Raw genomic sequence first — 20,092 nt, forward strand, 5'->3', positions numbered from 1 at the left:
AAATCAAAATTTTTATTTAGATGCTAATACCTCAATTTGCGAAATCACCCGTTCTAATTCCTCAATGATTACAGTATTTTCAGTCTTTTTAAAGGCATCCACAAGCGCCCGATAATACCAAAGAGTACCTTCTTTACGCCCCTGAAAACGTTCCCAAAGTGAGTCGCCCAAAATGCGATAATCTTTGAGAATAGACTGGGCGTTGTAAAGTTTATCTGCTGAAGACACAAGCAGAACTGATGGGGAAGCAGTAGGAATATGAGCAATGTATGCCTCCTTGCGCTGTCGCCAAGGGGGTTTTGGAGTTGTATCAGCGTCAGTACAACCATCTACAATTGCCGTTACATTGTCACCAAAGCGGCGGCGAATTTCTTCTCGTGTTGTGGCGCCACCTTGATCTTCGATCGCATCGTGTAAGAGGGCTGCGATCGCTTCATCTTCATTTGCGCCGTATTCTAAAGCAATACTGGCGACACCTAATAAATGGGCAACGTAGGGGACACCTGAACCTTTACGAACTTGGTTGGCGTGTAATTGGGTGGCGTAGGTAAGGGCTGCGGTAAAACGTTCTGAGAGCATTGTATAAAAGGAGTCAGGAGAACTTAACCTAATCAAGGGTTTGTGTCAATTTTATAACAAATCGCTCCCAGCGCAGAGGTAACAAAGGATCAAAGGGGTACAGAGGTAAAATTGAAATTTGAAATTAGATAGACAATATTTATATCTATATTCCATCGCCAGATAGATAAAACTCTGCTGTTAGTTTATTAGATTTACTCAAGGATGTGGTATTCAAACTAGGAGTTAACTTTCATCATGTCAGATAATCCTGGATTAGGAGAACATATTTTCGATTACCAGGTGATGCGAAAGTAGCACTAGATTTCAGCATAAAATTAGTTAAGTCAACTAACTAAAAGTAGAAGTAGGCAAACTAATCCTACACGCTGAATCTAATGTTGAAAAAATTCTTTCAACTTAAAAATGTAACATTCATAAATTCAGGATAATAATAATGGAAACTACAGAAACAACGCAAACAGGTTCAACACCTTTCCCAAATATTCCACCAGTTATTGAAAGTAACGACAGTGAGTATCTTGATAGCGGTGTACCTAGTACAGTTGCGATCGCCGGACATCCCCTACATCCCCTAAGTGTGATCTTTCCCATAGCCTTTTTAGCCGCCGCCTTGGGAAGTGATATCGGTTACTGGTTAACTAGTGATTTCTTTTGGGCTAGGGCTTCGTTATGGTTAATCGGACTCGGATTAGCTGGAGGCATCCTTGCATCTGCGATCGGTCTGAGCGACTTTTTTAAAATTGAACGAGTCCGCAAGCGCACAGCTGGTTGGGCACATTTGATACTTAACGTTTCTATACTAGTTTTATCACTGGTCAACTTCCTCCTACGCTTGGGCGACGCTGAATCCCGAATACTACCTTGGGGACTGTTAATCTCCCTGATTGTTGGTACATTGACTAGTCTTTCTGGTTGGTTTGGTGCTGAACTCTCCTATCGCCACAAAATCGGTGTAGTGGGTGCAGGTAGCAGAAGATATCCTTAAAGAAGGCAGAGGGAAACGGGGCATTTAACTAAATCAGCAGAAGTCCTACATCTGACCTGTACTCAGGAAGTGTAGGTACGTCACCTGCTCTAGATCAAAGTTAATGGCAAGTCAACGTAGAAAGTCGAATTCCTATTATGGAACATTGACTTTTGGGGGAAAACTTTTCGATTTACTGAAATTAGGCAGAAATTGCAGTTCAGATGGGGTGAGATCGCGCCATTGACCCAATTGTAGGTCATCTAATTGTAGGTGAGCGATGCTGACCCTGACCAGTCGCAAAGTCGGAAACCCGACAGCCGCAGTCATGCGCCGTACTTGGCGGTTTTTTCCCTCTGTCAAAGTCATTTCCAGCCAAGCTGTCGGTACATTTTTGCGAAACCTAATCGGTGGGGTGCGTTCAGGTAGCTGTGGTTCTTCTGGTAGGAGCCTAACTTCTGCTGGTTGAGTGCGGTAATCTTGAATTTCCACACCTGTTTGCAACCTTTTGATCGCATCAGCATCTGGAATTCGCTCTACCTGTACCCAGTAAGTGCGTTTATGACCAAAACGCGGATGAGCGAGGCGATGTTGCAATTGTCCATCGTTCGTTAACAGCAGCAATCCTTCACTATCCCAGTCTAAGCGTCCCACAGGATAGACATCAGGCACATCAATATAATCTTTTAGGGTGCTATGTGTGGGGGCGTCTTTTGTAAACTGGCTGAGAACGCTGTATGGTTTGTAGAAAATAATATATCGGTAATGATTGGGCATAGAGCGAATGGCATTGCATTATGTTATTCTCCCTCACTCCCCACTTCTCATAGCACAAGTGTTCACTTGCCATGCTGATATCGGCAATTTTGTGTTGACGTTGTATATACAAAACTTGTATAGTCATGGTAAGGGCAGTGAAGGAGATGATCGATGCAACCGCCATTCGCCGAATCAGCTAATCGCAACCGTGATATAACCATCAACATCCGGGCGCAGCAAGCGCAACGGGATCTGATCGACCGTGCTGCTGAGGCGCTGGGCAAGAACCGTTCTGATTTTATGCTGGAAACAGCGTGCCGGGAAGCAGAAACAGTGTTGCTGGATCGTCGGCTGTTTATGCTGGAAGAAGAGAAATTCCACCAGTTTATGGAACTTCTGGATGCACCGCCTTCTGGCAATGAAAACCTTCGCAAAGTGCTGACTACCAAGGCACCGTGGGAGTGACGGCATCGGGCGAACAGAATCAGCCAATGCAAGCCCCCCAACCGCTCAATTCAACCCATCACCTAGAAGATTTTCATTCCGGTAGCCTTCAATTGGATGACTGGTTGAAAAAGCGCGGGCTGAAAAACGAAGGTGGGGGCGCTTCCCGAACGTATGTAGTACTGGTTGGAGGAAGAGTTATTGCGTATTATTGTCTGGCAACCGGCAGTGTTTTGAGTAGCATTGCATCGGGAAAAGTCCGCCGCAATAAGCCTGATCCGATTCCGGTGATGGTAATTGGGCGGCTTGCTGTTGATCAGCAATGGCAGGGCAAGGGAATCGGCTATGCTCTGATACGCGATGCAGTTTTTCGCACATTGCAAGCGGCAAAGATTGTCGGCGTCCGCGCTATCCTGGTTCATGCTATTTCCGAAGAAGCCAAGCAGTTCTACGAAAAGTGCGGTTTTACCCCTTCTCCTGTCGCCCCGTTGACGCTGATGGTAACAATGGCAGATGCAAAAGCAGCTTTAGGTATTGAACTGCCATTGTAATAGTGCCTTTGGTTGAAGGATGTGAGGGGTGCGATCGCCTTTAGTATAGTCATCAAGCTATAGGGAAAATTAGCACTTCCCAGAAAATCTAAAAATCTTATCTAAGACTATTGGATTATTTTAGAATAAGCGTTAGACTGTTCCCATGAACCTTAGCCAAGGTTTTTGGGGCTTAATTCATGTCAAAAATTATATACGATGTCATCCAGCGTTTTGAGGTAGAAAACGGTGTTCCCCGTTTGGTTTCAACAAATATCCAGGTGATTGAAGGCGGGGAAGATTTAATGTCTTTGGCTACCAGTATGCTAGAGAAACTTGGTTTTTATAACAAGTTTGAGGAAAATCGGACATCCCAATATGTAGGATATCGACTTAAGAATCCTGGAAAAGGAGCTAAACGTTATCAACTTGTTTTAGCTCAACGTAAAGAGGAACTTTGTATTTCTATTCCTCAAAAAATTTTATGGAAACAAGTTCTAAAACTTGGTTATTGGACACTTATCACAGATAAAAATTCAGGTATTTCGGTTTCAGAAATTGGGTTTTGTTTATATGGAGTAGTATGGATTTTACCTAGTAAAAAAGAAATTTTCTTAGCATCACTTTTTCCCCAATACTGGGATATATTACAACATGAAGAGAAAACATTAGGCGAAATTGCTTTAAATAAATGCACATACGATCAGTATGAGCCTTCTTTCATTATTCCTGATAGTGAAATTATTCCAAGAAATAGCTTTCGCATTGAAGACTTAAGTGAAAATAGTAGTTACCTCATTCTAAGTGAAGATAGACTTTTCCCTTATATGTGGCAAGTCTGTATTACTTCAAATGAAGTTCTAGAAGAATTTATTGGTTACTTCGCAAAAATCCTAATGGAACAAAAGTAATGTCTGTAAAACTTAAAAGACTGGTCAATCCTTATGAACAAAGGATGTTGGAATTTTTGCAAACCTGTATAGATAAAAATTATAAAATTCATACGCAGGTAAGCTTAGGCTCATTCTGTGAACTAGATAGCAACCTTAATTGGGATCTAAAAAAGTTTTTATTTAGCTCCAGCAGTGTAGACGCTCTAATCACGAATAATGACTATGAGCCTTGTTTAGTGGTAGAATTTCAATCTTCATATCATGATTATCCTGACGCAAGAGAGCGCGATCGCAAAAAAGCAACTTTACTCGCTCTTGCAGAGGTTCCCTTACTTTATTCACGGATTAAAGACTTTGGATTCTTGCATCTTTACTCTCAGGATGAAGAAGTAATATTCAATTTATTTACAGGAAACCGACGAGAAAATGCCCAAGCCCTAATTAGAAAGTATTGCGAACACTCTTTTTCTTCTGATGTTCGAGTTACAGCTTGATAAACCACAAGATGTTTGCACGCCAATATCAATAAATCTCAGCGATGCCTCCGGCTGTAAACTACGCAAAATTAACAGACTATGGTATGGCTTTGGCTCGATTAAATTACCATAAAATATAAATAAGCTTTTAGATCAAAGGAGCGGTTATCCTTCCAACAGCAGCACAAGCCCTAAAGTGTGTCTACCTGTGTCAATCAGTGACCACAGCTTACTTGCCTATCTACATAGTTCGTCTAGATGAGCGGACAGGAAACATATTCATCTTAGAGGATGAATGAACAAGTCCTCTTCTTGGTAGCAAATACTTTGAGATCCCCCTAAATCCCCGCCACGTGCTTCTCCCAAGGGGAGACGCTGCGCGAACAAGTCGGGAAACCGCAAGGGCGCAGTGGCTTCCCTTAAAGAAGGGCGACTTTGAGAGAGGTTGCCCCCCTTTTTTAAGGGGGGTTAGGGGGGATCTAGAAGTGCCTAAAATCACAGCCAACCACTTTTCAAACATCCTCTTAGGTGGCAATGAAATAGAAATTTTAATTAATCGTGATGGCAAGTGGGAATATCTATGAGTCAACCAAACTTTGATGCTATGAGTGAAGCAGAATTACGCGCCTATGTCTATGAACATCGAGACGATCAAGAGGCTTTTTACGCATTTGCGGATCGTTTGACGGCAAAACCTCCCTCTGCAACTTATCCCGCATCCATGACTCCAGAATAAATCCACAAGGCGATATTAGACATTATTCAACAGAAACAGCGTAGGCGCAGCCCGTCGTAGACATCGCTAGACTCCGAAAAACAGCATAAATTTTTAACACCCTTGCTCCCAGACATAACCAAGGTGGTACACTACATCCATGCTAGGGGTGCCTACATAACCAGGCTGAGATCACACCCTTAACACCTGAGTCTGGGTAATACCAGCGGAGGGAAGCTGTTTATTGAGGAATTACAATATGCGGACAGAATGGGTTGCTAAACGACGTGGGCAAGTTAATGTATCTCAAATGCACTACGCCCGCCAAGGTGTTATCACCGAAGAAATGCACTACGTCGCCCAACGGGAAAATCTCCCGGCCGATCTCATTCGTGAGGAAGTAGCGCGGGGAAGAATGATTATCCCCGCTAATATTAATCACACTAACTTAGAGCCGATGGCTATTGGCATCGCCTCCAAATGTAAAGTAAATGCTAATATCGGCGCTTCTCCCAACTCTTCTAATCTTCAGGAAGAAGTTGATAAGCTGCATCTGGCGGTAAAGTATGGTGCTGATACCTTAATGGACTTATCCACAGGTGGCGGTAATTTGGATGAAATTCGCAGCGCTATTATTAAGGCTTCACCTATTCCCATTGGTACAGTACCCGTTTACCAAGCTTTAGAAAGTGTCCACGGCACAATCGAGAATCTAACTGCTGATGATTTTCTCCATATCATCGAAAAGCACGCCCAGCAAGGAGTAGACTATCAAACTATCCACGCAGGGATTTTGATTGAGCATTTGCCTTTGGTGAGAAACCGGCTCACTGGTATTGTCTCTCGCGGTGGCGGTATTTTGGCGCGGTGGATGTTGCATCACCACAAACAAAACCCACTTTATACCCACTTCCAAGACATTATTGAGATTTTCAAAAAGTACGATGTCTCCTTCAGTTTAGGAGATTCCCTACGTCCGGGCTGCACCCATGATGCCTCAGATGAAGCACAATTAGCTGAATTGAAAACCCTCGGACAGCTAACTCGCAAAGCCTGGGAAGATGATGTACAGGTGATGGTGGAAGGGCCTGGACACGTGCCAATGGATCAAATTGAATTCAACGTGCGTAAGCAGATGGAAGAGTGTTCGGAAGCACCTTTCTATGTTTTGGGGCCATTGGTGACAGATATTGCTCCCGGTTATGACCACATCACTTCAGCCATTGGTGCTGCAATGGCTGGATGGTACGGTACTGCAATGCTGTGCTATGTAACACCTAAAGAACATTTGGGTCTACCAAATGCCGAAGATGTCAGGAATGGGTTGATTGCCTATAAAATAGCGGCTCATGCGGCTGATATTGCTAGACATCGCCCTGGTGCAAGGGATAGAGATGATGAACTTTCCAAGGCGCGTTACAATTTCGATTGGAACCGTCAGTTTGAATTATCACTCGATCCAGAAAGAGCTAAGGAATATCACGATGAAACTTTGCCGGCAGATATCTATAAAACTGCTGAGTTTTGTTCAATGTGTGGGCCTAAGTTCTGCCCAATGCAAACCAAGGTTGATGCTGATGCGCTGACAGAATTAGAGAAATTCTTGGCGAAAGAGACTGTGACTCAAAGCTAATACCATTTTGGATTTTAGATTTTAGATTTTGGATTGGGAATCGTTAAGGATATAGCGGTTCTCGCTTGAGTCAGGTACAAAAACCCCACCCCCCAACCCCCTCCCCGCAAGCGAGGAGGGGGCTATGATTTACCTTGTATGATTAGGAAACGCTATATTCTTCCTAAAATTTGAGGTGGTGCGTTACGCTACGCGATGATTATCATTGTGATTTACTGGTGATTTGATTTTTTGGAAGTATTATTATAGTTAGTAATTAGCTGTATATTCAATCCAAATACTGTGAGATTTCTTTTTCCTAGTGATTACTTCGATCCTAAGAAAGCGGATGCAGCATACTTGGAGCAAGTTGTTTGTATGCAAAATGCTGGGTTTGCAACTTCCGTTATTTCTTTGGAGTCGCTGGGATCTGGTTCATCAAAGATTATTCCAGTCCCCACTTCTGATTCAAAAGTGGTCTATCGGGGTTGGATGCTCTCGCCCGGAGATTATGAGTTATTAGTTAGTGTTGTAGAGAGTACAGGGGCAAGCGTCTTAACTTCTAAGGCTGAGTATTTAGCCACACACTATCTGATAAACTGGTATCCCCTGATTACTGATTTAACTCCAGAGACTAAATTTTATTCTGTCGATGATGATTTAGAGAGTGAGTTGAATCGACTTGCCTGGAATGGATTTTTTATCAAAGATTATGTTAAGTCTCTCAAAACCTCAGTTGGTTCGATGATTGATAAACCTTCGGAAATCGAAACAGTGGTTGCCGAAATGCAGAGGTTTCGGGGCAGTATTGAGGGAGGTATTTGTGTGCGGCGGATTGAAGATTTTGTGCCTGAAACCGAGAGGCGTTACTTTGTCGTATATGGTAAACCTTTTGCCGCTTTACCAGATGAAGAAATTCCAGAGATTGTTTTTGAGTGTGCCAAGCGGATTAAAAGTCAGTTTTTTTCTGTGGATGTAATAGAGCGTAGAGATGGTACTAAGCGAATTGTAGAAATTGGTGATGGACAGGTATCAGATATTGTTGGATGGACGGCCGAACGTTTTACTCAACTGTGGGTAGTTTGATGATTAAACCTTTGGGTTCCTCTGCGCTAACCTTTGCGTTTAAATTTCAACCCTCAATTCATCACGAAATTTACGCAAATAGGTTGGGTAGAGCGATCGCTCTACCCAACCTATAATTATCCTTAAGCCAATACCCTTGACGTGACGTACCTACACTGATGCAAGCATACAGTGTAGGCTTCTCAGAGACTCTTCATTGAAGACATTACCTGAGCTTTGTTTTAAGTCCACGTCATGCCCTGCCGCAGACTATCAATTTCCTACCTTGAACCTTACAAGTTTTACTGTCCTAGATGAATGCTGCATCTTTTTGCGCTATTGGACAAACCAATTGGTTACTTGTATTACTCAAGATGTGCCTACTTACTTTTGTGCTGTGCAACGGAGTCGCTTGCTAATGATCATAATGCCACAAGACAGAGGCTTTTCAGACACCAACGAGGGTGAAGCAAACCAATTGTATTATAACATATTTGTTCGTTTCCTCCATGTTCTCCTCACTCGCCTACGGCATTGGTGAGGCAGTGCGGTCTTCTCCCAAGGGGAGACGCTAAAAGCGATAGCGCAGCGTTAGCGAGTCTGCGAGCGTCTGGGGTCTCCCCAAGTGGAGCAACTGCCGTCGGAGAACTGTCGTCGTGTTTCACGCGCATTCATGAGCCAGCGCTGTAGACGGGTTTCCCGTCGCTCTCGTCTGGCATCCCCACACTCCTAAAAGTGAGATGTGGGACTTCTGCTGGAAAAGTTAAAATCCAATTTCAATGGTCAAGCTGCGAATCTTTCCTGTATCTGCGTTAGCTTTATCTGCAACTTCCAGAGTCCAGGTTCCTTGGGGACTTTTACCTTTAAAGGCAGCAAGTTTAGGGGTGTTTACCTCGTCATAAGTTGTTTTGATGTTATCTGTAACTCCGCCTTGGCGATCGTGCAGAATTATGGGAAGTATGCCTATTTGCACTGGGGGAAGGAGAGTAACTACCAGATCCCCAATATAAGTATGCTCGATGTCTACATTAACTTTGATGGATTTTAGGAGAGTAGTATTAGCGATCGCCAACGACAATGTTGATGTTTGCAAGTCGTTAATTGGGATATCTTGGACTGCTTTAAATATGCTGATAGGCGATGTTTGCGCGGGCTTGGCCAATTCTACAGCTTTGAGAGCATTGATTCGACCGTAACCATAGAAAGGGCTGCGACCATTGGCATCATATTTACCTCCAGCTGAATCAATGCGATCGCAGGAGCGTTTAAAAATGTCTCGCACTTCATCCCAACGCAGATTTGGGTTTCTGGCAAGAATCAAGGCTGCTACACCTGCTGCACCTGGACAGGAACTAGAAGTTCCGCCAAATTCGTTCGTATAGTTGCCTAAAGCCTCACCCAGATTCCGATTACCCGAATTATAACCAAGTACACCAGAGCGATCGGTTGTCCAAATTCCAGTGGTTTGAGAACTGTCACCATTGTTGCTGGGGAAGGCACACCAAACCGCCTGACCAAAGTCACTGTAAGCGCTTCTTGTGCCGTAGTCGTTACAAGCTGCCACCGCAATCACCTTTTGGTAGCTGGCGTAGCCGTCATTATCAACGCTTTCGTTACCATTGCCAGCCGCGAATAAAATTACACAACCCTTGCCGTTGCGCCCTTTATTGATTGCAAAGTCTATAGCCAGTCGGGTGGAATCAGGCAGAGGTACTTTTTGCTTGTGTGCAGGATCGTCTGGCTCAAACCAAGTACCATCTGCTGGGCCCCAGCTACAAGAAATGACATCAGCACCATTTTGAGCCGCCCAAATAAAAGCATCTGCTTCATCTTGTGACCCCAGCGCCGAAGCTAAACGAATCGGCATGAGTTTTGCACCCGGTGCTACACCAGATGCCCCAAAGTTGCCGTTTGCACACGCTACTCCTGCACAGGATGTACCGTGGTTATTATCATTTCCCGGTCTGGGATTGTTCGTTTTACGTGTGACATCACGCGGAGCAACAATCTTGGCAGAGGAACGGAACTCTTCATGATCCAGATCCACACCGTCGTCGATAATTGCAATAATTGTTCCAGTACCATTGCTCAACTTCCAAGCTGCTTCAACGTTGGCGTGGGCATTGATTAATTTACCATTAATTGTTGTTTGCTTTAAGTGCCACTGCTGCGGGAAAACCTGACGTTGGCGTGACTCACGCGCTAGTTCAGGATGGCACAGTTCTACTGATTCCTCATTCAGAAGTCTCTCGGCGATGTCAAAGACGGCTATACCAGTATTTGCAGCAGCACTCACAAAATAAGCATTTCGTGCGTATTCAAGTTGGCGTTTAATTGTTAAGCTGTAACGTCTTAAAACCTCTTGGCAAACACCTGACTCTTCTTCGCTATCAAATTTAACAAAAAGGTTTTCGGTGTAAACTATAGGTTGTTGGGATACTGGATCGATCAGGACACGTCCGGCAAATTGGACAAGAGATTCTTTGTTGAGAATTTCACGGGCGCGATCGCGCAAAGCGACACCCTGATTCGGAACTTTCGCTTGCAAAATTTCTACACCCGCTTGCCGAAACCGTGTTGTTAACTCAAATTGATTGAGAATACTACGAGCTATGGGTGATACAGGTGCGACTTCAAAGGATCTTGCACCGACAAGAGTGCTGCGGCTTTCGGTACGCACTACAACGTGTTCGTTACTGATAGCAAATTCATACTGTTGGCCGTTCTGTCCACCATAGCGAACCTGAACCATTGTTTAATCTCCTAAATGTTTTGAAAATTGGGAATTGAGAATTGGGAAACCCGTATTATGCCTTACTTTTAAAGTTTGCTGTATACATGGTGAGCTTACGTTTAGTTTCTGGATACTTCTTATTTCATGTGTTATATGTGTATTACGATACAGAATTTAATCTATCTATGTTCATACAAGCCTTCGATTCGTCTTTCCAGAAAAGAGGGGATTTAAAATCAGGTTGCTTTATAACTGGGCATCACGATGACAAAAATGTATTCCACACCACTGAAAAACGCTATAACATCATTAGAACTTGAGAAAGATGTTTTATTTTCCGGTTGAGTATTTTCTACAGGTGCACTCTCTACCCCTGATTGCTGAAGTGAGATTTCAAAAAGACTATTTTTCTGATTATCCTGAACAAATTCGCGTTGGCAGCGATGCCAACGGCGGGCTACCCCTACGTACTGCTGTATCCTACACTCGTAAATCTGGGTACTATGCAATACATTACAATCAACCCGGCACGGTGGCAGTAGGAGCAATTTTACAACTTAACGACGGTGCAATCGCAGTTTTTTCAGGCGAACCCAATCAATCAGCACAGGGTATATTGAGTCCGGTTTATACACTAGAATCTAATGGTTCCCTAGCAGTACCAACTGGACTGGTTTTTATCCGCTTTGCTGAAGGCGTTGATCTGGAGTCGCAGCACGAGGTGATCAATCGAGCGGGTTATGAAGTTGTGCAAAGCTTTTCTTATGCGCCTCATGCGGCTTGGTTACGTGCCCAATCAGGTAATATTGTAGATGCGATCGCTGGGATTTCTCAGTTAGAAGCGATCGCTAATGTTGAGAATGTCGAACCTCAGATGCTGATGGAAAGAAGTTTGAGATAAATTACAAATTAGACATATTAGAGATATTCTTACTTCTAAGTTGACGGTAATATAAGTACCATGCTTCACTATTGTCTAAATCTTTTTTGATTGAATGACTAGATTTATCCATGACCAATTTGCAAAAGATTATTTGGAAGAATTATTAAAACCTTATGGAGAAGTGCAAGGTTCTAGCCGTGTGGCGGGAGAAGTTCGAGAAATCGATGTTTTATTTTCTCCTTTAACAAAACAAAGCACGAATTTAGAAACACTAGGATTATTAGGAAGATTTGCAGCTACAGCAGCCATTTTTGAACCATTCCGCAACGCTGCATCAAAAGAAGAAATTTGTGATTGTCTGTTAAAATTATTAGAAGTAAGGGGTGGATTACAACGTCAAGCAAATCGAAATAAAACTTCCATTCCAGAATTAGAACTTCCCAAATTATGGATACTCACTCCAACAGCATCCACAACGCTCCTGTCAGGATTCGGTGCTACTCAAAAGGTAGAGTGGCTACCTGGAGTACATTTTATCGCAGAGTATTTACGGACTGCGATCGTTGCGATCCACCAGTTACCGCGCACCCAAGAAACTCTGTGGTTAAGAATTCTCGGTCGAGGAACAGTGCAAAAACAAGCAATAGATGAATTAGAAGCACTATCATCAAATCATCCATTTCGCAGAGCAACGCTAGAATTACTTTATAACTTGCGACAAAACTTGCAAGTTAATCAAAATTCAGAAGAAGACGATCGGGAGTTAATTATGCGGTTACAACCACTTTATCAACAAGATCGGGAACAAGCTGTACAACAAGGTGAACAACGTTTAATTATACGTCTATTAAATCGGCGTCTTGGTGAGATTGATTCATCTACTAATGAGCGAGTTCAAGGATTATCTATTGAACAATTGGAGGCGTTAGGAGAGGCGTTGTTAGACTTCTCAGCTTTTTCTGATTTAGAAGCTTGGTTAAACCAACAAATTCAATAAATCCAATCTGTAAATTAATTAAACAAATCTTATATGAGACTGCACTTTATTGATGTAGGAGCAAGTCATGAATTGCCCCTACAGTCAATATGAGAATACTAACCAAAACTTTCAACAACGTACATATCATTTCGTGTATCGCCGATTAAAAGCAAACTGCTGTCATCACTTCCTAAATCTCGACTGCCAGCAATACCCTTTTGCAGAACTTTAAGTATTCTTTGGGGACTGAAAGATTCCAATTCCACAAACTTTCCAGATTCTAACCATACTAATTCTTCAGCAGATAAACTTTGACGAACTTCTTCAGGCAATTGTTTAGCTGCTTGCGCCGACTCTGGAGAGGATTGAATGAACATTCCGCGTTTAGTAGCGATAATTTGACGTGGTGTTAATCCAATATCAATAATCACAATCTCGCTATTGAGAAACCAATTAGCATTGGTTCTCAAATTATGAACTAAAGTAATTCCTCGTGGATTGCAATCATGTATTGCATAGACTTTCAAATCGGCATTACGCCGTAGCATTTGCATTGTAGTGTCAAAAATGCTTTGGGGATATCCAGTAATGCTGAGAATTGCACAGTTGTTTTCAAAGTGAAAATTATTAGCAATTAATAGTTGAGCAATACTAGCACTATCACAAACCACTAATCTATCAAAACTGTAAGCTGTTACATCAGGATTAATCGTGGCTGGTGTATTTTCCTGGTTTGGAGAAGGAAGAATTTTGAGAATTGAACCATTGATTTGCTGCCAACGAGCTAGCCAATCTTTAACTTGAGATTCAGAAAATAAAAATTCATGCGTTAATAATTCAATTCGCCCTAGCTGTCGGGTTCCTAAATATACGGGCAGCATTCCCATAACAACAAAAATAACAAAGAGGCGGAATGAGTTTGAGACGAGACTTAGTAAAATTCCTATGACAAGGATAATTCCTCCTATGATTTGTAAATTCCTCGCATTCTGTTTGCGACTTACAAGATTGATTTTAGTTGATTTGCTACTTGCATAAAAGAAATTAATAAACGCAAGATTTACTATTATCGGGATAAAAATCGTTAGTGATGTAATAAGATTAATACATAAAAAGGGAAGTAACCAGCCAAATCGTGAAATTGACTTTGAGCTTTTTCCTAGACGATTATCTAGAAAATAAAGCAGTTGCTTGGGTGTAAAAAATAAGGTGTTATTTGCAGAAATGTCAGCGATCGCCTTTGCAAAAAAAGGATCGGTAATCTGAACATTACTCATACTAGTCGGTTCAAAGGCAAAGAGATGATTGCATTTTATACACCGACCTTGATTAGCTGTCCGGTCTTTTAGTTTATTATCAGTTCCGCAGTTAATACACTTCATAATGGTTGTTTGATGTTAGTTATTAATTGTTCGGGCTTGATCCCCCCTAAGAGGTTGTTTGAAAAGTCCTCTTGTCGGTATCAAAACATTTTAGATCCCCCTAAATCCCCCGATAAATTGGGGGACTTTGATTCCGGTTCCCCCGATAAATTGGGGGACTTTGAGAGAGGTTCCCCCCCCTTTTTAAGGGGGGTTAGGGGGGATCAAAGTGCCTAAAATCACAGCCAAATACTTTTCAAACATCCTCTAACCCCCCTTAAAAAGGGGGGAACTATCAAGTACCTGATTTGTTAGCAGAACACTGTAGTCTTCCCGCCGACGAATCAGCCGATGTGTGTCATTTACTAGCAAGACTTCCGCAGGTTTGGGGCGGTGTAAAAAGTGAGACGACATGGCATAACCATAAGCACCGACATCTAAAATGGCAACGATATCACCAATTTCTAAAACTGGAAGTTGGCAATTCTTCCCCAGATAATCTCGTGAATAGGTGGTGTTACCACAAATATCAGTTGTGAATGGATTCTCTGCTTGTTTCCAAGTGATAATTTCTCGGTAGCCGCCGTGTACAGAGGGTACTGAAAGATTAGCAACGGTGGTATCAACTCCAACAATCTGTTTTTCTCCTTGCCATTTTACGGAAACAACTTGAGCAAGCAACGTGGCACATCCAGCGATCGCACTTCGTCCCGGTTCAATCACCAAATCAATTTCGCGCCCTAAACGAGTAATTCTCTCGGTTAACTCAGCCCCAAATATTTCCCAGTCAAAGGCTGTTTTGTTGTGGTGATAAGGATAGCCAAAGCCACCACCAAAATCTAAATATTCCCAATCAGGTAACTTTTGGGCTATGGCGATTACCGTATCAATCACCTTGGTGAATGCTTCTGTGGCATTAGTTCCCGTACCTCGATAGAAGTGTAAACCACTCAGCTTTAATCCCACCTCACCAGTTAAAGCGATCGCATCACCAAATTCCTCTGGAGGCACACCAATGCGGCTATCTCCGGTAATTTCCGGCAAATTCAGGCGTAAACCAAGGCGAATCGATTTCTCTCTACATTTGGGCAAAACTTCGCAACACAACTGCAACTGAGCGAGGCTATCGAGATTGAGAGTTGTAATTCCCCAATTCAGGACTTGTAGCATCTCAGCCTGATTTAAATTACTGCCGCTATAAACAATCTCACTAGGATCGAAACCAGCTTGCAATCCTAAATAAATATCTCCTGGGGTATTGGCGTGAAGTCCCCATCCAAATGAGCGAAAAATTTTTAACAGCGCAATGTTGCCATTAGTAACACTGGCAAAACGAAATTGCGTGCGGGGATAACTGACTGCTTTGCTAATCCGCTCAATAGTTTCGCCCAAGCGATCGCTATTATAAACATAAAGCGGAGAACCATAATTATTTACTAACTCTTGGGCAACTTCGCTGGAAAATGGAGAAGTAAGGCGATTTTGAGTAAAGTTATTTGATACCATTTACCGAGAATCCTGATACAGTAAATTACGAATTACGAATTATCTTGTAATTTCTCCATAGCCAAGGATGTAACCAAAAGGGATGATCCCAAGACTGTTTACTTATTTCTTCATTTAAAACATGCGATCGCCAAAGTTGCCACATAATCAGTAACCAGAGTGTTTCACCAATCCGACGGTCTTGAATAGCTGCTCCTAAATTGCCTTCAACGATTTGGGCCGCGATGTGAGGATAAAAGTGATTGTGAGCGCGAAGTATTTCTGGATTGAGCCAAATGCCGAGTTGATGCCAAAAATCATTTAAACACCAAGAAGTTAAAGGAACCCCCATACCACGTTTTTGTCGCCAGACAATTTCGGATGGAAGCCAATTTTCTACAGCCCGTTTGAGGATATATTTTTCACAGACTCCTTGTAAACAGAGTTCTCCAGATAGGCGAAATGTCCACTCAGCTAAAGGTAAGTCACAAAAAGGCGATCGCACCCATAATCTATGAGCAAACCCCAATGCAGTCGCACGGGGATGGATATTCTGCGCCCCTTTGAGCATCAAACTAGCACGGCGGAGGCGATGCAGCAAAGATGGACACTCATCGCGATCGAGAGCTGCCAACAGCCAATCTTCGGGATGCAAATTTTGAATCTGTGCATAAACCTCTGGCTGATAAACTTGAGATTCGTATCCCCCAAGACGGTGAAAGGTGCGGAGATATTGCTGGCTAAAAGTTTCCTGTCCGGTGGGATTTTCTGCCTGATAAACACCTGCGGCAATTAAAGGTTTATTCGTCCAACCGGCAAACAATTGATCTCCACCTTCACCATTAAAAATTACCTGAGTTTCCTGACTCGCCCTCTGAGATAAGAGATATAACGGCACACACACGCCATCTCCAAAGGGCAAATCTAATGCTTGCACAGTCGGAATTAAGGCATTCTTGAGCGAACTTGGGGTTACTGCAACTTTAATCAGCGGAATTTTGAGAAACTGGGCGACTTGTTCAGAGTATGGATATTCTGGAATGCCTATATCACCAAAATCTAAAGTGTAGGCGCGGACTTTCACCCCGGCTTGTACCAGCAGCGCTGCTACCACTGAAGAATCGAGTCCGCCAGAGAGAAACACCCCGACAGGCTGATCTTTTAAATCGGCAATCTGTCGCTCAATCGAGTCTTTTAGGAGAGTTTGTAATTCGGTAATTGCTGTAGCTTCATCTGTTAACTGTTCTGGCGCTTCCCGCCACGAGTGGATTTTTTTAGATTCAGGCGTTTGCAGAATACCTGATTGACAATCACTCTGCCAAACTAATTCAGTCCCCACCGTCACTGCAAACACTCCATTAATAGGAGTTAAGGGTGTGGGAACGTAGGAAAAACAGCTATAGCCATATAACCCAGGAATGCTAACTTCTGACTGTTGCAAAATCGGTAAAAGTAGTTGCAGTTGGGATGCAAACCAGATTATTTGTCCTTGCTGAGTCCAATACAAAGGCATCATTCCGAAAGGTTCTCTACCTAAAATTAGGCAGTTGTTTTCCTGAAGACTTACCCAAGCATCGGGTGAAGTAAATAATCCTGATGCGGAGATGGCAGCAATTTGATTTTTAGAACTTACACAGAAGAGATCCCCCAACCCCCTTGAAAAGGGGGCTTTCAAGGTTCCCCCCTTTTTAAGGGGGGCTAGGGGGGATCTAGATTTAAGGTGTTCAGCGTCTAAGTCCTGATTTTGTTCCCTTCGGGAATTTCCATCAATTCCTATATAAACAACATTCCAGATGGGAAAAGGCTTTGAATTTTCCCTTGTAGGGGAGAGGTTTGGAGAGAGGTTTTCCACAACACTAGTTAACAGCGCTTCCAACTCCTGTTGAGCGCCGTAACCCCAATAGCCAAGAAAGTGATGCGGGATACCCATCTGGACTATTTAACTTCAAAGGTTTCATCGCTAATCTGCCGACCTTCCAAGAACATCTGCACTTTCCAATTACCAACAGTTGCAGCCTGGTTAATAGCGTATTGACACTTGGTATCCCAGACAGACGTCTTAATCTCGCGGGTTTGATAGTTGTTTTGCTTGACAATTTGACCACTTGGGTCAATCCAATTACAAGAGAGATTCAGGTTTTTACCCAAGGGTGCATCTTTTAAGGTGACACGATACAACACTTCTGGATTGGTTTGGCGAGAAATTGTCTTTAAGTCGCCGCCATTATCTTGTGTCAAAGTGATGCGGTCTTGTTGAGCAGAAACACGAGAGAGTGTAGAATTCTGCTGTTGCATGAAAAATATTGTCGATGCAATGACAACTAATACAACTGCCACCACTCCAGAGGTAATCCATCGATTCCGGCGTTGCTGTACCTCCAGTGCTTGGCGGCGATTTAACTGAATCAGCGCTTCATCTAGTAACTCTGGCGGTAAATTCAACTCCTGTAAAATTTCTCTAACCTGCTGTTGGTCTAGTTCCGCTTCCCGACGCAATTGCAGACCTTCTACTTCTGTGACTATTTGTGATAATTGCTCTTGAGTCAGTCGCTGCGTCATAGCTTAACTCCTGTTAAAAGAACTTTATGGCGATCGCTGATTACGTGTAATCAGAATAACTCTATATTTAGTTGCATCTCACTTTTGTAGGTACATCATAAGCTACAAAATAAAGTTGTTGCTTTTCGGATTCTTTCTGAGATACTTTTGTAAACACTTTCTCTTCTCTGGTTTCTCTCGTTCTCATGCTCCGCGTGGGAATGCATTCATTGGGGCTGCTGACTCAATGTCTGACTGGAGGCAGCAGCCCCTAATCAGCCATTCCCATGCAGAGACATAGGAAAGAGGAAAACTCCTAACTCAGCACTGATTATGACTCACGAACAACAAACGACAATTGAAGGTATCTATGAAGTCTGCATCGGCATCCCAGAGCCAATTTCTGCAATTCAGTATTGGGAGCAATTTGGCTATCGCATTGGTGAAGTGGGTGAATTAACCGCAGATGTCGCCCATCAATTATATGGGGTGAATTCCTCTTTACGCTCAATTCGCCTCTACCACCAAAATGCAGATCATGGTTTGATTCGGCTAATGGTTTGGCAAAATCCCACCAATGAAGGTTTGGGAATAGCGTCGATGAAAATTAAGGGAAATCGCTGGGCGACAAGCTTAACTGCGGATGTCTTAAATATCTTAAATCATATAGAGGATGCAAAGGCCGCAGGTTTGGCTATTAGGTACTCTAGCCCTTATTGGGAAGTCATCTACAACAAAGGGAGGAAAAGCCGTCCTTTTATTGAGCCAGCAGTTGGTGTGCGAGAAATGCTGCTACTGCAACCTTTAGCTCGACAGGTTTTGTTTCAACGGTTTGGCTATACACTACCGCATTACGGACAAGTTAACCATAATGCGGCTCTCAAGACTAGTCAGTTTACCCATATAGGGATTATCGTTCAGGATGACAGCAAAGAAACTCTGAAGTTTTATGAAGAAGTTTTGGGTTTGCTGCGTGTGCGTGATGATGTCGAAACTAGTTATGAATCTTCGCCCGCAGGTAAAGATATTTTTGACCTTAATCCTGGTGAAAAGTTTATTGTGACTGCCTTTGACGATCCTCGTTCTTCTAAGTCTGACCTGATGGCTACACGTAGTGGTAGACTTTATGTCGTTCGATTCCCAGAATCTATTAATTTAGAATCGCGCTTTCAGGCAGCCCAACCAGGTAGCTTGGGTATGTCTTTATATACCTATCGGGTTAAGGGAATACAGGAATATTGCGATCGCATCAAGGCGAGTACTGTAGAAAAAGTTACAGACATCATTTGTAATGAATTTGGTGAGACGAGTTTCTCCTTTATTGCACCAGATGGCTACTTCTGGACTTTGCTAGAAGGTAATTAACTAGTGCAAGAGCGGAGATAGGACAATACTGCTCGGTTAAGAATATTTGTCGGTTGGTTTGAGGTAATGCGTTACCCAACAAACCCCGCGAATCTTGGGTTTCCTTCCTCAACCCAAGACATTTTTATTTTTAGGCTTAACCGAGTAGTATTGGGAGGCAGGGGACAAGGGAAAAACCATACCCGATGCTCAATATTTCTCTAGGAGAGGCTGCGCCAATGGCAAAGCTTGGTACAAGTGCCCCATTGCCTTTAGTTCAGATTTCTTTATTTCCACCAATAGCCAGTTGCTTTTTGCTGTGTTTCAACTCTTTCCAAAGTGTTTTAATTTGCTCGTAAGCTTCTTCCTGAGACAGTTTTCCCCCGGTTTCCAGGCAAGTGATGTAACTAATTCTTTGGGAAAATTCTTGGAGGTTAGCATTAAACACTAAGTTTTCCGGCTGGAATTTCCCATAATACTGACTACGTGGGTAAAGAAAGCTGTTTTTGTCTGGCGGATTAGGTTGTGTCATAAATTTTGCTCTCTGTAATTCTTAGTTAAATTTATAGACGATATTTTTCCCTTTGTGTATATACACACTCAAAAGTTTAAATTCCTGAAGAAGTGAATATTTTTGTCAGATATGATGATAAGACATAAAGGAAAGGTAATTAACTGGGGAAAACACTGAAATTAGAAAGCAAATGGCATTTTGAGTAAGTCAAATG

At 42.8% G+C, this 20,092-nt stretch carries 20 protein-coding genes and 1 riboswitch; of the genes, 12 read left to right on the top strand and 8 right to left on the bottom strand.

Going from position 1 to position 20,092, the window contains the following annotated elements; genetic code table 11:
* Positions 1–12: 12 nt before the first annotated feature.
* Complete coding sequence (locus V7K62_RS11705) at positions 13–579, bottom strand: HD domain-containing protein (RefSeq protein ID WP_334864088.1); 567 nt, start codon at positions 577–579, stop codon at positions 13–15.
* A gap of 436 nt (positions 580–1,015) precedes the next feature.
* On the opposite strand from V7K62_RS11705, the gene V7K62_RS11710 reads away from it, so the two are divergent.
* Entirely contained in the window at positions 1,016–1,567 is a 552-nt protein-coding gene (locus V7K62_RS11710) for a DUF2231 domain-containing protein (RefSeq protein WP_334864089.1), read from the top strand.
* Between the two features lie 135 nt (positions 1,568–1,702).
* Here V7K62_RS11710 and V7K62_RS11715 read toward each other — a convergent pair whose 3' ends face one another.
* Positions 1,703–2,323, bottom strand: coding sequence for an rRNA large subunit pseudouridine synthase E (locus V7K62_RS11715; RefSeq protein ID WP_334864090.1), 621 nt, complete (start codon positions 2,321–2,323; stop codon positions 1,703–1,705).
* 153 nt (positions 2,324–2,476) lie between these two features.
* Between V7K62_RS11715 and V7K62_RS11720 the strand changes: the two genes are divergently transcribed.
* The 8 genes from V7K62_RS11720 to V7K62_RS11750 all read left to right on the top strand — a co-directional run bounded on the left by V7K62_RS11720 (position 2,477) and on the right by V7K62_RS11750 (position 8,061).
* A complete protein-coding gene (locus V7K62_RS11720; RefSeq protein WP_334864091.1) occupies positions 2,477–2,770 on the top strand; it encodes a type II toxin-antitoxin system TacA family antitoxin in 294 nt (97 codons plus the stop codon).
* 26 nt (positions 2,771–2,796) lie between these two features.
* On the top strand, positions 2,797–3,300 hold the full coding sequence (locus tag V7K62_RS11725; RefSeq protein ID WP_334864092.1) for a GNAT family N-acetyltransferase: 504 nt from the start codon (positions 2,797–2,799) through the stop codon (positions 3,298–3,300).
* 179 nt (positions 3,301–3,479) lie between these two features.
* Entirely contained in the window at positions 3,480–4,190 is a 711-nt protein-coding gene (locus tag V7K62_RS11730) for a hypothetical protein (protein ID WP_334864093.1), read from the top strand.
* Positions 4,190–4,666 carry a DUF2726 domain-containing protein gene (locus tag V7K62_RS11735; RefSeq protein WP_334864094.1) on the top strand — a complete coding sequence of 159 codons (477 nt, stop codon included), beginning with the start codon at positions 4,190–4,192 and terminating at the stop codon, positions 4,664–4,666. The genes V7K62_RS11730 and V7K62_RS11735 overlap by 1 nt, the downstream gene beginning before the upstream one ends.
* A gap of 149 nt (positions 4,667–4,815) precedes the next feature.
* On the top strand, positions 4,816–4,947 hold the full coding sequence (locus tag V7K62_RS31520; RefSeq protein WP_442937259.1) for a DUF6888 family protein: 132 nt from the start codon (positions 4,816–4,818) through the stop codon (positions 4,945–4,947).
* 281 nt (positions 4,948–5,228) lie between these two features.
* Positions 5,229–5,384 carry a DUF6887 family protein gene (locus V7K62_RS11740; protein WP_334864095.1) on the top strand — a complete coding sequence of 52 codons (156 nt, stop codon included), beginning with the start codon at positions 5,229–5,231 and terminating at the stop codon, positions 5,382–5,384.
* A 134-nt stretch (positions 5,385–5,518) separates the two neighbouring features.
* A riboswitch (TPP riboswitch) is annotated at positions 5,519–5,615 on the top strand.
* Between the two features lie 7 nt (positions 5,616–5,622).
* Complete coding sequence (gene thiC, locus V7K62_RS11745; RefSeq protein WP_334864096.1) at positions 5,623–6,996, top strand: phosphomethylpyrimidine synthase; 1,374 nt, start codon at positions 5,623–5,625, stop codon at positions 6,994–6,996.
* A gap of 282 nt (positions 6,997–7,278) precedes the next feature.
* Positions 7,279–8,061 (top strand): ATP-grasp domain-containing protein, encoded by a 783-nt coding sequence (locus tag V7K62_RS11750; protein WP_334864097.1) that lies wholly within the window; start codon positions 7,279–7,281, stop codon positions 8,059–8,061.
* Positions 8,062–8,803: 742 nt separating this feature from the next.
* On the opposite strand, the gene V7K62_RS11755 is transcribed toward V7K62_RS11750, so the two are convergent.
* Positions 8,804–10,792 carry a S8 family serine peptidase gene (locus V7K62_RS11755; RefSeq protein WP_334864098.1) on the bottom strand — a complete coding sequence of 663 codons (1,989 nt, stop codon included), beginning with the start codon at positions 10,790–10,792 and terminating at the stop codon, positions 8,804–8,806.
* A 340-nt stretch (positions 10,793–11,132) separates the two neighbouring features.
* On the opposite strand from V7K62_RS11755, the gene V7K62_RS11760 reads away from it, so the two are divergent.
* Both V7K62_RS11760 and V7K62_RS11765 read left to right on the top strand, forming a co-directional pair.
* Positions 11,133–11,675, top strand: coding sequence for a hypothetical protein (locus V7K62_RS11760; RefSeq protein ID WP_334864099.1), 543 nt, complete (start codon positions 11,133–11,135; stop codon positions 11,673–11,675).
* Between the two features lie 94 nt (positions 11,676–11,769).
* Positions 11,770–12,654 (top strand): DUF4351 domain-containing protein, encoded by an 885-nt coding sequence (locus V7K62_RS11765; protein ID WP_334864100.1) that lies wholly within the window; start codon positions 11,770–11,772, stop codon positions 12,652–12,654.
* Positions 12,655–12,752: 98 nt separating this feature from the next.
* Here V7K62_RS11765 and V7K62_RS11770 read toward each other — a convergent pair whose 3' ends face one another.
* From V7K62_RS11770 to V7K62_RS11785, 4 genes are all read right to left on the bottom strand, one after another.
* Positions 12,753–14,018, bottom strand: coding sequence for a hypothetical protein (locus V7K62_RS11770; protein ID WP_334864101.1), 1,266 nt, complete (start codon positions 14,016–14,018; stop codon positions 12,753–12,755).
* 246 nt (positions 14,019–14,264) lie between these two features.
* Complete coding sequence (locus tag V7K62_RS11775) at positions 14,265–15,503, bottom strand: diaminopimelate decarboxylase family protein (protein WP_334864102.1); 1,239 nt, start codon at positions 15,501–15,503, stop codon at positions 14,265–14,267.
* Between the two features lie 25 nt (positions 15,504–15,528).
* Positions 15,529–17,412, bottom strand: a complete 1,884-nt coding sequence (locus V7K62_RS11780) for an asparagine synthetase B family protein (protein WP_334864103.1) — start codon at positions 17,410–17,412, stop codon at positions 15,529–15,531.
* Between the two features lie 5 nt (positions 17,413–17,417).
* Complete coding sequence (locus V7K62_RS11785) at positions 17,418–18,041, bottom strand: DUF3859 domain-containing protein (RefSeq protein WP_334864104.1); 624 nt, start codon at positions 18,039–18,041, stop codon at positions 17,418–17,420.
* 312 nt (positions 18,042–18,353) lie between these two features.
* On the opposite strand from V7K62_RS11785, the gene V7K62_RS11790 reads away from it, so the two are divergent.
* Positions 18,354–19,385, top strand: a complete 1,032-nt coding sequence (locus V7K62_RS11790) for a VOC family protein (RefSeq protein WP_334864105.1) — start codon at positions 18,354–18,356, stop codon at positions 19,383–19,385.
* Positions 19,386–19,641: 256 nt separating this feature from the next.
* On the opposite strand, the gene V7K62_RS11795 is transcribed toward V7K62_RS11790, so the two are convergent.
* Complete coding sequence (locus V7K62_RS11795; protein ID WP_334864106.1) at positions 19,642–19,896, bottom strand: DUF7219 family protein; 255 nt, start codon at positions 19,894–19,896, stop codon at positions 19,642–19,644.
* Positions 19,897–20,092 lie beyond the last annotated feature (196 nt).

This window comes from Nostoc sp. (assembly GCF_036917935.1).
In the GTDB taxonomy this organism is placed as follows: domain Bacteria; phylum Cyanobacteriota; class Cyanobacteriia; order Cyanobacteriales; family Nostocaceae; genus Nostoc.

Coding starts and splice junctions, on each gene's coding strand:
- V7K62_RS11730 (WP_334864093.1), top strand. CDS start 3,480: ATGTCAAAAATTATATACGATGTCATCCAGCGTTTTGAGGTAGAAAAC.
- V7K62_RS11710 (WP_334864089.1), top strand. CDS start 1,016: ATGGAAACTACAGAAACAACGCAAACAGGTTCAACACCTTTCCCAAAT.
- V7K62_RS11720 (WP_334864091.1), top strand. CDS start 2,477: ATGCAACCGCCATTCGCCGAATCAGCTAATCGCAACCGTGATATAACC.
- V7K62_RS11770 (WP_334864101.1), bottom strand. CDS start 14,018: ATGAAGTGTATTAACTGCGGAACTGATAATAAACTAAAAGACCGGACA.
- V7K62_RS11785 (WP_334864104.1), bottom strand. CDS start 18,041: ATGACGCAGCGACTGACTCAAGAGCAATTATCACAAATAGTCACAGAA.
- V7K62_RS11725 (WP_334864092.1), top strand. CDS start 2,797: ATGCAAGCCCCCCAACCGCTCAATTCAACCCATCACCTAGAAGATTTT.
- V7K62_RS11775 (WP_334864102.1), bottom strand. CDS start 15,503: ATGGTATCAAATAACTTTACTCAAAATCGCCTTACTTCTCCATTTTCC.
- V7K62_RS11780 (WP_334864103.1), bottom strand. CDS start 17,412: ATGGGTATCCCGCATCACTTTCTTGGCTATTGGGGTTACGGCGCTCAA.
- V7K62_RS11715 (WP_334864090.1), bottom strand. CDS start 2,323: ATGCCCAATCATTACCGATATATTATTTTCTACAAACCATACAGCGTT.
- V7K62_RS11765 (WP_334864100.1), top strand. CDS start 11,770: ATGACTAGATTTATCCATGACCAATTTGCAAAAGATTATTTGGAAGAA.
- V7K62_RS11795 (WP_334864106.1), bottom strand. CDS start 19,896: ATGACACAACCTAATCCGCCAGACAAAAACAGCTTTCTTTACCCACGT.
- V7K62_RS11755 (WP_334864098.1), bottom strand. CDS start 10,792: ATGGTTCAGGTTCGCTATGGTGGACAGAACGGCCAACAGTATGAATTT.
- V7K62_RS11740 (WP_334864095.1), top strand. CDS start 5,229: ATGAGTCAACCAAACTTTGATGCTATGAGTGAAGCAGAATTACGCGCC.
- V7K62_RS11735 (WP_334864094.1), top strand. CDS start 4,190: ATGTCTGTAAAACTTAAAAGACTGGTCAATCCTTATGAACAAAGGATG.
- thiC (WP_334864096.1), top strand. CDS start 5,623: ATGCGGACAGAATGGGTTGCTAAACGACGTGGGCAAGTTAATGTATCT.
- V7K62_RS11790 (WP_334864105.1), top strand. CDS start 18,354: ATGACTCACGAACAACAAACGACAATTGAAGGTATCTATGAAGTCTGC.
- V7K62_RS11705 (WP_334864088.1), bottom strand. CDS start 579: ATGCTCTCAGAACGTTTTACCGCAGCCCTTACCTACGCCACCCAATTA.